We start from the raw sequence: 12,030 nt of genomic DNA on the forward strand, positions 1-12,030 counted from the left end.
ACAATAATGTTGCCGGATAAAAATTTAACTCGCACACATTCGAAGTTTCACTGTTCAGTTTTCAAGGAACTGTTCTTTCGTTGTCATCCGCTCGTTCAAGCGGCGACTTAACTATCTTATCAAATCACCAGGGATTTTGCAATAAGTTTTTTTTGGAAAACCAACTTCATCACTCACATGGATGATTCAATTTTCTCGTTGGCGCCTTCGCAGCGACAAAAAATAATATATCATGTATGAGACCACCATGTCAACATCATTTAGGATTTTGATTTTTACCCAAAACAAAAAGGGCAGTTGCCACTGCCCAGCCATTCCGTTTACTTTTACTTCCCAACCTGATTAAACGTCGATTTTGCAACTTCAATCATTTCCTCGGCAGGCATTGCACCCGACAGTGTATATCCTACCCCGTCATAATCCCACCTTAGCGTTTTCTTTTCCCCTCCTGCCATAATTCCGACCGTGTACCCGAGGTCAACAGGCTCCCCCGTCATAAGGCTTACAGTAGACGCTTGGGATTTGGTTTCAAGGAGTGTAAATGAATAATTTCCGCGGTACCTCAAAACAATCTCGCTGTTTTCCTCATCCTTCTTTACTTTGCTGACATCCTTCAAAGTTACTCCTTCAGGGAGATAATCCGGTTCAATAACACCGGTACTCTGCTCTTTTTTCCCGGTATCAGCCATAGCCGGCGCAGCATCAAGAATCGCCGCCTGCATGTTTCTTTCTTTATTGAAGGCGTCGTTATCAAATTTAGGATTTGGTTCAAAGGAAGTATAACTTAACGTTACCATTGGATTCATATTGCTATCCATCACATCTACCCGCAGCGGATCGAGCGACTTATTGAGCGTGATTTTCTGGGTCGTTAAAGAGCGGTTCTGATAATCTGCTTTTACCTGGAAAGAATATTGATCGCCATCCAACTGAAACTTCCTGGCCGAGTCACTAACAATGCTTTTGACCAGTGACTCGTATAAATACACCTGTCCATGCTTCTCCGGCCAGTCACTTTGGAACCGGAAGCTTTTGTTTAAATGAGGGGTAAGCACAAATACGCCTTCTTCGTTGCGAAGAATAATTTGGGTGATGTCTCTTTGTTTTGACGTTAAAGCAATCCGATAGAAGTTAGGCTTTTTAAACCATACCTCTACATCATATTCCTGAGGGGTTTTTCCCGTTTGTAATGACAGGGAAGCCTTGGACTTGTATCCTGACATCTTGTCTATATGTTTAGACAAGTCGGTAACGACACCTGCAGCGTCTTTAGGTGCACACCCCGCCAGGATAAGGACGCCCAGAAATATGATGAGTGTTAGTGAGAGAACTCGTTTCATTTCTTCAACCCCTTCGTCTTAATTTCGACAAAGGAGGGGTTCCCATGTCAATTTCCTGGGAAATTCGTACCAGGTGAGGCGACAGTATACGACAATTGCTTGATCGCCGGCCCAATCGCTTCTATAACATCACCTGCAAGCGTGGCATGCATCGATCCATTCCCGCAAATCTCTCCGGCCATTCCATGGAGGTAAACCGCTAATTGTATGGCATTATTCACATGTCCTGTTTGCGCAATCATCCCCGCAAGCATCCCGGTCAGCACATCTCCACTTCCGCCTTTTGCCAATGCTGCACTGCCTCGGGGATTAATGGCCACATGTCCGCCAGGGGTGGCGATAAGAGTATAAGCACCTTTTAAAATCAAATAAACACCGTGCGTTTGAGCGAATTCACGAGCATACTTAACCCGGTTCTGTTCTATCTCAGCTACAGAGCAGCCACAAAGGCGGGCCATCTCTCCCGGATGAGGCGTTAAAACGATTTCGTTTCTTTTGTACCCCAATATGGAAAGATTACCGGACAGCAAATTGAGAGCATCCGCATCCATGATTAACGGACTTTCAACTGTCCGGATAATATCAGCGAGCCACGCGTCCCCGTTATCCCATACAGTAATGCCCGGTCCGATCGCTACAACATCAAATGCTGCAGCGCGTTCTTTAAGCGTCCCGGCACTTTTTACGGAAAATCGTCCATCTTCAGAGGGCCATCCCCAAAAAACAGGCTCATTCGCTTTGCTCCCTACGACGGGCAGAATCGGTTCCGGGACAGCCAGCGTAAGCAAGCCGCACCCCGTGCGCAGCCCCGCTAAAGCAGCCAGCACAGGTGCCCCCGGCATTTCCTTCGAGCCTGCGATAACAAGCGCGTGTCCGTAGGTTCCTTTATGGGAAAAACGCGGACGTGCCGGAAGTTTATCCTTTAGTCCCTCTCCAGTAAGAACAGCATCAACTAAGCGAACGTGCTCTTCCGCCTTTGGAGGAATTGAAATATCTGCAACAATGAGCTCCCCGGTATGAAGAGCACCCGGGTAAAGGAAGTGCCCCCATTTCGGATACGCAAACGTAACAGTAAGGTGAGCTTTTACCGCAGCCCCTTCCGCTTCCCCCGTATCACCATTAACTCCCGTCGCTATATCCACGGCCGTTACGATTCCCGAATAGTGCTGGAGTTGTTGAACGACGGAAGCAAACGGCTCTCGCAATTTTCCCGTAAAGCCCGTACCAAGCATCGCATCCACCACGACTCCAGCCTCGGAGAGATCTTCCTGCAGGTCCTCTTGCCGGCCGTGCTCCCAGTATGCCGTATTATATCCGCTCATTTGCAAAATCTTGAGCTGTGTACGAAAGTCTTCACTTTGTTTTTTCTCATCGCCAACGAGCCAAACCCTTACATCGCTTCCCCTATTCTTTAAATGCCGCACAATTACCAATCCGTCTCCGCCGTTATTTCCCGGTCCGGCAAGCACTACAATCCGCTCACCCGCCCAGCGCTTCTCCAACTCTCTCACAACGGCAGCTCCTGCATTCTCCATGAGAACAGAACCGGGAATTCCAATTTGCTGAATGGTGAATCGGTCAATGTCACGCATTTGCTGCGCGCTCACCACGTACATCTAACTCCCTCCTAACCCGCGATATATATGTATGTCCAAAGCTTCTTCGATATGCAGACAAGTATCAAAGCTTTTCCACTATTGCCTGCGCTACCGCATATTGTTTACTGTGAGAAATTGATAAATGCCAGTTGCAGTTGGCCGTTCCTATAACTCTCAACATAACGGAGGGGTCGACAAGCACACCGGGCTTTCCTGTTTTGTCAGCAATAACCTCCATCTCCTGAAAAGACAATTCTTTTCCAATCCCTGTACCGAGCGCTTTAGAGATCGCTTCCTTCGCCGCAAAACGTCCGGCGATGAACTCCATTCTTCTTCCTTCAAGCTCCGGGAACACTTCCCTTTCTTTTTCCGTGAAAACTCTATTCAAGAACGCGTTTTCTTGCCTTCCCACAATTTTATGGATACGCTCGATTTCCACGATGTCAATCCCAATTCCCATAATCAAGGTTTTTGCTCCTCCTTCTCTTTTCTTATCATTATAGAGCATTTAAATGGCAACAAGACAAACCCTGCACGGGAAAAGCCAGCCTCATAAAGGGGCCGGCTTTCTTTTATTAATTATTATTTACATATTCTTTAATTCCTTCATACAGGCTGTCGGCTACGCCTTGCTGAAAACTCTCATCCGTCATCTTTGCTGTTTCCTCCGGATTGCTGATAAACCCAATTTCAACGAGAATGGCGGGCATTTTGGTGTATTTGATCACCTGGAAGCCTGCAGTTTTAACTTTGCGGTCCATAAATCCTGTAGCCTGGGAAAGGTGCCTGTGCACGGTCGCCGCATATGTTTTACTTCGTTCAGCATAGTAATACGTTTCAGTTCCACCTGGCTTAGGGTTGTTATCCACCGAATTAATATGGACAGAAATAAATAAATCCGCTTTATTGTTGTTTGCGATATTCACCCGATCCGTCAGCGTAGGATATGTATCGCTTTCACGTGTCATAATAACTTTGAACTTGGAATCACCGTTGAGGGCATCGGCAAGCTTTTGGGAAATCCCAAGCGTGATGTTCTTTTCCTTCGCACCATTTCCAACTGCACCTGAATCTGTTCCGCCATGTCCTGCATCAACCACAATGACGACCTGTTCTTTTCCGGATAAGGGCACAGCAGGCTGTACAGGAGGAATAGGTACTGGTCCAGCTTGTCCATTAGAAGAACCTTCAGGACTAGGATTTTCTATAACAGGCGGCTGGGGGGCGGGAGTTTCCACCGGCTTCGGTGCCGTAAGCTTCACCTGCGTACCGTACTCCGTGGAAACAATGTCGTATTTAGGTTTGTCTGTCAATTCAATAGCAACGCGGACTGTACCTGTCTCAGGCGTTTGGCTGTATCGAATCGCTTTAATAACAGAAGTAGATGCTTCTCTACTTGTTATAGGAAGATTATTAGATGCGAGCTCCGCATTTTGAAAATCCAGTACGACCCGGTCTGGGTTCGGCAGCGTAAAATGCTTAACGCTGACCTTCCCATCCGACTTAACCTGCAATCCTGTTTCTGTTTTCTCAATGCCTACAATTTTAACAGGGGGAACAGCCGGTTTCGCAGGAGGAACAACCGGAGGCTGACTCACCTTTCCCATCGCAAATTCTGTTTTATTCGAATTCCAGCTGCCTGTTCCTCCGATAAGGGAAGGAAAGGAGGAAAGAGGAACTGCAACCTCACCATTAATAACCCGGTAGCCCTTCTGTAACGGACGAACGTCACTGCCTTTCTGCAGGCTAATCGAACCATTTTTCTGATTTACCTGATATCCTGCCGCGGAGGCGATTTCTTTAAGCGCAACAAAATAATCTCCTGATATCTGATAAACACCCGAAGAAGTAGCCTTTCCCTCAACCTTGACATTTACAGGGCGGTTTAGAATCACACTTCGAGTATCGCCTTCCCACCCAACCGCTGCGCCAAGAAGCTCGCCAAGCGCACGAAATGGAAGGAACGTCCGCCCCTTCGTCACACTGGGGGAAACGCCAAGGTTCTTCTTCACACCATTAACTTTCGCTATCGGCGAGTTAATCGTGAGTTCCACATTCTTGCCGCCGCTTTTGATTGTCACCCGCTGTTCTTTTGCATTCCAATTCACATCCATGTTCATTCCCTGCTTAAGAACATAGACAGGGACAAGCGTTCTGCCGTTGACAACTTGCGGAGGAACATCCGACTTTACTTCTTTTCCATTTACCCACAGATAAACAGTGGAAGCAGCGTTCACCTGACCAGGGGCAGAAAAGACTCCCGCTAAGAGAAACAGGAAAATCCCCATGTAACACAATATTTTTCTCATCTTATACCTCTCCCTTGATGAATCAGTACGGCCCATGTACAATTTCAGAGACATTTCGACAATGAAGTACGCATATGCATTTATAATCGGAAATATTTTCTTCTATTGTACAATGTATCCGGGAAGGTATGAATCATTTTTTTCTAATTAATAAGTCCCATTTTGTCGTGTGCTGTTTATTTTTGCTCTAGTTTGGGCTGCAGGTAATTAAAAATTCGACTGTATATGACTTTACTAACCGCATAGACAGGAACCGCCAGGATAACTCCGGCCACGCCCGCCAAACTTCCGGCAAAAAGCAGCAGGACGATAATGGTCAGCGGATGAATCTCCAGTTTTTTCCCCATAATATGCGGGGTAATCAGGTTCCCTTCCATCATTTGAACAACAAGAGATACGGCAATCACCTTAACGATCATAGAAGGAGAAATGGTAAGAGCTACGATGATGGCAGGAGTAACAGCAATAAACGGTCCCAGGTATGGAATGAAATTCGTGAGCATGGCTGCGATTGCCAGCAGTACGGCATAATCAAGGCCAATAATAGAATAGCCCATAAAGAGCAGGACACCCACAAGGAAGCTTACTGTAATCTGGCCCCGGATATAATCCCCGATCGTTTCATCGATTTCGGACAGGACATCATCCACCTGCGCCCGCTTGTCTCTCGGAATTAAGTATTTAATAAACTGCCAGAAGTTCCTCTCATCGCGCAGCATGTAAAACAAAATAAACGGGACGGTAGCTAAAGAAAACAAGGTGCTTAGCAGCCACGGGACAAACACCCCGGCCTGGTTCTTAAGCTTATCTGCCTTCTGTGATGCCATTTGCAGCCCTTCGTCTATCGCCTCTCTTAAATAAGGGACTAAATGGAGCTTCATTTGCTGCAGCCTCTCAAGTTGCTTAGGCGCCTGCTCTTTCATATCATTTACTTGTTGTAAGAGGTAAGGCCGCAGGAAATAAAAGCCTGCCGTCAGGATACCGATAACAACAATGTACACAAACAAAACAGAATAAATTCTTTTTATATTTTTTCTCTCGGCCCAGCGAACCGCCGGCCGAAAAATATAAAACCCGACTCCTGCCACAATAAACGGAAGAGCGATGGCACGAATAATAATGACAATCGGAACAAAGACAAAACTAGTTTTGTATAACATCCAAATAATCAAAAGTATTAACAATAAAATAATCCCTCTTGCAAACCATTTATTTGTCAGCATCGTCTTCTTCCTCTCCAGCAGCTTGGCAAATCTATTTGTTTTTATCATAATAAGAGATTTTGAGCTTCGTTAAATCTTTACCCTCATCAATATATTTCATTGCCTTAATAATCATAAGCGATACAATTTTATGAGCCTCAATGAGTGTATTTTGTGTAACGTCAAAGGCAGAATGAAGCAACTCCGGAGCATTGGGTGAGTGGGCGATATCTGCAGCGTTCCGCAAATTAAGAATCCGGCTCTGCACATCATCTTTTGCCTCGTCCATTCCAAGCTCACTTAGTACCCACGGCAGCTTTTTCCTTGCGTGGCCAATAATCGCCTCGACCACTTTCGTGAAGAGAAGCATGCGCAGCTTCGGATCCCGCTGCATTTCCTCGGCCAGTCTCATATAATGCAGGGCATTTCGAATTTGCGGGGAGGCAAAGGCTGTTTTCAGCCGATTAATTGTAAACCCTATTATTTCTTGCGCCTGGTGTGGACTGTAGCATATGAATTCGTGTTCAAGGCGTTTTTTAATCTCTTTCTCCTTTCTCTCCCTGCACGCATATTTCACCACATCTATTCTGGGCGTATAACCCGCGCTAAAACTAACATAGTCAAGCAGCAATTCCTCAATCTCTTCTCCTATACGCTGGCAATCATCCATACTTTCCGCCTCTACCGAAGCGGAAAAATGGACGAGTTGATTTTTTCTCTTTATACGCCCTCTGCAAATCACATTGTACGTACCAAGATGTAACGTTACTTTCCCCTCTTCATACTCCGCATTCGGATCCCGTATTGCATCAAACCAGAGGGCAGCAGATCGGCTTTCCGCGTCAATAACATACTGGGGCATTCACAATTCCTCCCGGTGCTTTTTACTATCTATACCTCCAACTGCCCGTTCGCTATCAGTCCGTCCCGCTATTTACATCATTTCCCGGCTGAAAAACAGAAAAAAAAAAAAAAAAAGCCGCACCATAAAGGCACAGCTTTGTTTCCCTGTGAAAAACCCGATTAATGTTCCCCGCTCTTCGGTGTTTTATCTATCGGCGATTGCGAACTTAAAATCATAATCTCAACACGCCGGTTTTTCGCCCGGTCAGCAGGTGTACCATTCGGCGCAACCGGATGGTATTCCCCGTATGCACCTACAGAAAGGCGCTTTGGATTAAAGTTATATTCCTCGATTAAATAACGAATTAAATTGGTTGAACGCGCAGTCGAAAGCTCCCAGTTTGAAGGAAACTGTGCGGTTCGAATCGGAATATTATCCGTATGCCCCTCAATCCGGATAGGATTATCGATCGTGTTGATTATATTAAACATATCTTTTACGATGGCTTTCGCTGCCGGCTGAAGGGTTGCATCCCCATTAGCGAAGAGAATCGTTCCTGTTACCGTCACATTCACTCCGTTTTGGTCGATATTAATAATAACGTTTTTTTCAATTCCTTTTGATTGCGCATATTCTTCAAGCTTTTTCTTTATCTGTTCAAACTTCTCCTTCTCCGCGGCAATATCATTTTTTTTCTTAGATGCCCCTGTATTTATATTCGCTGACGGTGTCGAAGTAGAACCCGGAGCCGGCATGACGAGAGAAGAACCCGAGCCTGTTACCTGTTGAAATGATTCCTTCAGCGCCTGGAATTTCGCGGCGTCTACCGCACTCATAGAAAATAAAATTAAAAAAACGATAAATAGCAGTGTAATGAAGTCGGCATAGGATACAAGCCACCGTTCAAGATTTACGTGCTCTTCATGCTTATGCTTCTTTTTGGCCATCCTCTTTCTCACCGCCTGCATTACGCGCGCCTTCCGGAAGGAAGACGAGCAATTTTTCTCTTAAAGCTACAGGATTCATCCCCTGCTGGACACCGACAATTCCTTCCAGCGCGATAGTATGATATAACACTTCTTCCTTTGACTTTCCTTTTAGCTTCTCAGCAAACGGGAAAAAGAAAAGGTTCGCAAACGCTACCCCGTAGAGCGTAGCAGAGAAGGCGGCGCTGATTTTAGGGCCAAGCGACTCAGGGTGATCCAGCTCTCTCATGATTAAAATCATGTGCATTACCGTTCCCATAATCCCGATTGTCGGACAGTATCCGCCTGCCGCTTCAAAAACTTTAGCCCCCCGCTGATGGCGGGATTCCATTGCCGAGATATCATATTCAAGCATTTCACCGATAACGGACTGGTCCACGCCATCAATCGCGCTGCGCAGCCCCCGGACGATGAATTTGTCATCGATTTGTTCGATTTCCTGTTCGAGGGAAAGCAGCCCCTCTCTGCGCGCTTTGCTTGCCAGATTTTCCATTAAATCTATCAGCTTGATAAAATCGATTGGTTTATTATTAAAAATCTTCGTAACCAGCTTTGGGATTGTTTTAACTTCTTTGACCGTAACCGAAAGAACGGTGGCCCCTGCAGTCGCACCCAAAACAAGGATAAGGGAAGATGGACTGAAAAGAAAACCAAGCTGCCCCCCTCGAGCATGAACCCAACAACAACTGCTATTATGGATACGACGATTCCTATAAGTGAGGTTAAATCCATTCAACATCCCCTGTTTCTCTCTATAATTTTGTCTCCTATATATATCGGCATAAAGCGGACAACTTTAAGAACAATTTAAAATAAATTAGCAGGCAGCAGTGAAAAATAAAAAAAGCCAGCAGTATTTATCTGCTGGCTCTACCCGCCTATATCGGCCAATTCTCTCTTTTGTAAACCATCTCCCAGAACATATACTCAAATTTCGTCGTTGTAACAAAATGCCCCTCAAGACGGTTTAACTCCCGTTCCGGAAGCCCTTCTGCCAGCCTGTTCAGTAACGAGGCCATCCACCCTGCCATTTCGTCCATTTCTTCTGAAGCGTACATTTTAATCCATTCATGGTAAAGCGGCTGCGCTTCCGGAAGGCCTGCTGCGTACAGGCGTTTTCCAAGGTGGGCATATCCCCAAATACAGGGCAGCAAGCAGGCCACCAGATCAGCCAGCGCACCGCTCTGCGCCACCGATAGCATATACCTGGTGTAGGCGAGATTCATAGGTGAGGGCACAGTTGCTTCTAACTCTTCCTTACTTATCCCGAATTTCGCGGCATACTGCCTGTGTAGTTCCATCTCCGTATGTAAGAGCCCTTCTGTTACACGCGAGAACAGTTCCATCGTCTCCAGGCTGTCGGCCTTAATTACCCCATAAGCAAACAGCTTTGCATAGTCGATAAGATATACATAATCCTGGCACATGTAATAGCGAAACGCCTCTGTATCAAGCGTGCCATCACCAATTCCTTTAACAAACGGATGGTAAAGATACTTTTCCCAATACTCTGCTCCTGTTTGCAGCAAGCGATCGGTAAACTTTTTAGATTGCGATTGTTCCATGTAGATCCTTTGCCTCCCTTTGCTGTTCTTTGTCTTCATTATGGGAAGCGTGCAGTGCTGCTGTCAATGAAATAACTTTTTCCCTTCTTCATAAAGAATGTTCCCTACCTTCCATTTGCCCGCCTCTTTTACTAAAACGACTGTTTCTGTATGATTCCCGATAGACCAAGGCCCTTCCTCATACGGATAGAACTGTGATACGTATAGTGTCTGGCCCGGGCCTTTCTGTATAACCGTACGCTTATCCCAGGAGTAATCGGGGATAAACAAATACATATCGTCCGAGCCTGGCACGGACCATCGCCCTTTATCAGGTCCCGTTATCTCGATTACAAGCCGCTCTTTTAAAAACCGCCTCTCAAATTCTGCGGCCATATATTTGCCTGTTTCTCTTTTCACTTCCCGTAAAGGCTTCGGTTTGTTTAAATCTATTTGCATCTGGTACGCACCGGCTAACAACTGTTTGACTGTCTCCCTGGAAGGACTTGCCGTTTTACTCTCCTTCGCCTGAACTTTCGACACCGGAATCGGGGAAATACCCGCCGTAGGAATAACGAGAATGATGACTGCCAGCAGATACGCTGCAATATTTTTCCGCCTTTTGTTCATACGGAACCCTCCTGTCTGTATGTAAAGCATACCAATAACACGATGAAACCTGTGGAATCATTACTGTCCTTTACCACTAAAAATTCCGGTTGAAAGCGAATAAGGACAAAAAGAAAAAAGCGAAGCGCAACAGGTAACTGTTACACTCCGCTTTATGATAAAACGCAATTTCATTTGTTACTTCTCTCTGCTATTGCTGTCCTGTAGTCCCGTCGGAAGGCGGCAGGCCAAGAAGCTCCTGAATATATTTCCTCGTTCTATCCCTTCTTGGATCGATTACATCCGCCCCGCGAACTCTTTTCGTACGCAGAATATTTGCCGGCGGAATTTGTTCGGTTTGCAAGTTATTCATATCAATTTTGTATCCGAGATTGGCTAAACGAAGCATATCGCTTGAGCCCATATTGGTCGTAACATAGGGGGTCACTGCTTCCAGAACGCTCGGTATTCTTAGAATGTTTGTCCCGCTTATGACCTTGGATCCGAGCGCTTTGATGAGTTTGCGCTGTCGTTCTGTCCTCGTGAAATCACCCATTTTGTCATGGCGGAACCTTGCGTATTGAAGCGCTTTGCTGCCGTCGAGGTGCTGCATTCCCTTTTTCAGGTGGATATCGAACTGCCCGTTGTTGTCGTAAAGAACATAGTCCATATCCTTCTCTACATACATATCAACACCACCAACGGCATCTACTACTTTTTCAAATCCTTTAAAATCAGTCACAACATAATATTGAATCGGCAGCCCGGTCAAATCTTCCACCGCCTGTGCCATTAACTCCGGCCCGCCAAGCTCGTATGCACTGTTAATTCTATTTTTCTTGTGTCCCGGGATATCCACCCAGGAATCGCGAAGAATAGAAAAGAGATGGGCTTTTTTCGTTACAGGATCAATGCTCGCAAGGAGGATCGTATCCGAACGAGTCGATTGCTCATAATCCCTTTTATCTACGCCGAGGAGAAGTACGTTCACTCTTTCCGTTCCTTTCCACTCGGGAAGGGAGGTTGAACTTGCGGGTTGTTTTACTTTCGAACTGAAAGAGTAGAATGAATAGGCAAAATAGCCGAAAACTGCCGCAGCAGATATAAGAAGGAGAACCAGTACTGTTACAAATATTTTTTTTATCATAGAAATCAACAGAACATCCTTTCTTTACAGTGAGCAAAACACCATTATTTATTATAGTCATATCTCCTTCTTTTAGCACTACAATTATTTGGAACAAAAAAGAAGAGAAATAAAAAAAAGAAGGCCGCAACCCCTTTTTATTTCTCTACCTCACCCGGCCATTCGAGCATGCCGCCCGCCATGCTTTTTACCTTATATCCATTCTCGGCCAACCACTCGGAAGCCCTCCCGCTTCGGTTGCCGCTGCGGCAAACAAGAATATAGTCTGTCTCTTTATCCAGCTCGGCAACACGGTTAGGAAGATGGCTAAGGGGCAAATGCTGGGCGCCCGGGATGCGGCCAGCCGCAACCTCCTCATCCTCACGCACATCTACAATGTTCAGCTTCTCACCTTTTTTCAGCCGTTCATTTACTTCCTGTGTTGAAATTTCTTCATACATTTTCATCACCT

12 protein-coding genes are annotated in these 12,030 nt (G+C 45.8%); all 12 read right to left on the minus strand.

Features of this window, described 5'->3' with window-relative positions; translation table 11 throughout:
• Nucleotides 1-326: 326 nt before the first annotated feature.
• Complete coding sequence (locus MBEAL2_RS24460) at nucleotides 327-1,340, minus strand: DUF4367 domain-containing protein (protein ID WP_047154857.1); 1,014 nt, start codon at nucleotides 1,338-1,340, stop codon at nucleotides 327-329.
• Between the two features lie 47 nt (nucleotides 1,341-1,387).
• Entirely contained in the window at nucleotides 1,388-2,956 is a 1,569-nt protein-coding gene (locus tag MBEAL2_RS24465) for a bifunctional ADP-dependent NAD(P)H-hydrate dehydratase/NAD(P)H-hydrate epimerase (protein WP_047154858.1), read from the minus strand.
• Nucleotides 2,957-3,020: 64 nt separating this feature from the next.
• Nucleotides 3,021-3,404, minus strand: a complete 384-nt coding sequence (acpS, locus tag MBEAL2_RS24470) for a holo-ACP synthase (RefSeq protein ID WP_047154859.1) — start codon at nucleotides 3,402-3,404, stop codon at nucleotides 3,021-3,023.
• Between the two features lie 109 nt (nucleotides 3,405-3,513).
• A complete protein-coding gene (locus MBEAL2_RS29725) occupies nucleotides 3,514-5,247 on the minus strand; it encodes an N-acetylmuramoyl-L-alanine amidase (RefSeq protein ID WP_052947986.1) in 1,734 nt (577 codons plus the stop codon).
• A gap of 176 nt (nucleotides 5,248-5,423) precedes the next feature.
• Nucleotides 5,424-6,470: an AI-2E family transporter gene (locus MBEAL2_RS24480; RefSeq protein ID WP_161798287.1), complete on the minus strand. Its 1,047-nt coding sequence runs from the start codon at nucleotides 6,468-6,470 to the stop codon at nucleotides 5,424-5,426.
• Nucleotides 6,471-6,501: 31 nt separating this feature from the next.
• A complete protein-coding gene (locus tag MBEAL2_RS24485; RefSeq protein WP_047154861.1) occupies nucleotides 6,502-7,311 on the minus strand; it encodes a hypothetical protein in 810 nt (269 codons plus the stop codon).
• Nucleotides 7,312-7,472: 161 nt separating this feature from the next.
• The gene (locus MBEAL2_RS24490) at nucleotides 7,473-8,240 is read right to left on the minus strand and encodes a flagellar motor protein MotB (protein WP_047154862.1); all 768 of its coding nucleotides are present in this window, start codon (nucleotides 8,238-8,240) and stop codon (nucleotides 7,473-7,475) included.
• The gene (locus MBEAL2_RS24495; protein ID WP_052947987.1) at nucleotides 8,221-9,018 is read right to left on the minus strand and encodes a motility protein A; all 798 of its coding nucleotides are present in this window, start codon (nucleotides 9,016-9,018) and stop codon (nucleotides 8,221-8,223) included. The genes MBEAL2_RS24490 and MBEAL2_RS24495 overlap by 20 nt, the downstream gene beginning before the upstream one ends.
• 139 nt (nucleotides 9,019-9,157) lie before the next feature.
• Entirely contained in the window at nucleotides 9,158-9,844 is a 687-nt protein-coding gene (gene tenA, locus MBEAL2_RS24500; RefSeq protein ID WP_047154863.1) for a thiaminase II, read from the minus strand.
• Between the two features lie 63 nt (nucleotides 9,845-9,907).
• A complete protein-coding gene (locus MBEAL2_RS24505; RefSeq protein ID WP_047154864.1) occupies nucleotides 9,908-10,453 on the minus strand; it encodes a DUF3993 domain-containing protein in 546 nt (181 codons plus the stop codon).
• A gap of 190 nt (nucleotides 10,454-10,643) precedes the next feature.
• A complete protein-coding gene (locus MBEAL2_RS24510; RefSeq protein WP_047154865.1) occupies nucleotides 10,644-11,579 on the minus strand; it encodes an LCP family protein in 936 nt (311 codons plus the stop codon).
• 137 nt (nucleotides 11,580-11,716) lie between these two features.
• Nucleotides 11,717-12,025, minus strand: a complete 309-nt coding sequence (locus MBEAL2_RS24515; protein WP_047154866.1) for a rhodanese-like domain-containing protein — start codon at nucleotides 12,023-12,025, stop codon at nucleotides 11,717-11,719.
• Nucleotides 12,026-12,030: the final 5 nt, after the last annotated feature.

Origin of the sequence: Aneurinibacillus tyrosinisolvens (genome assembly GCF_001015055.1) — a bacterium.
GTDB lineage: Bacteria > Bacillota > Bacilli > Aneurinibacillales > Aneurinibacillaceae > Aneurinibacillus_A > Aneurinibacillus_A tyrosinisolvens.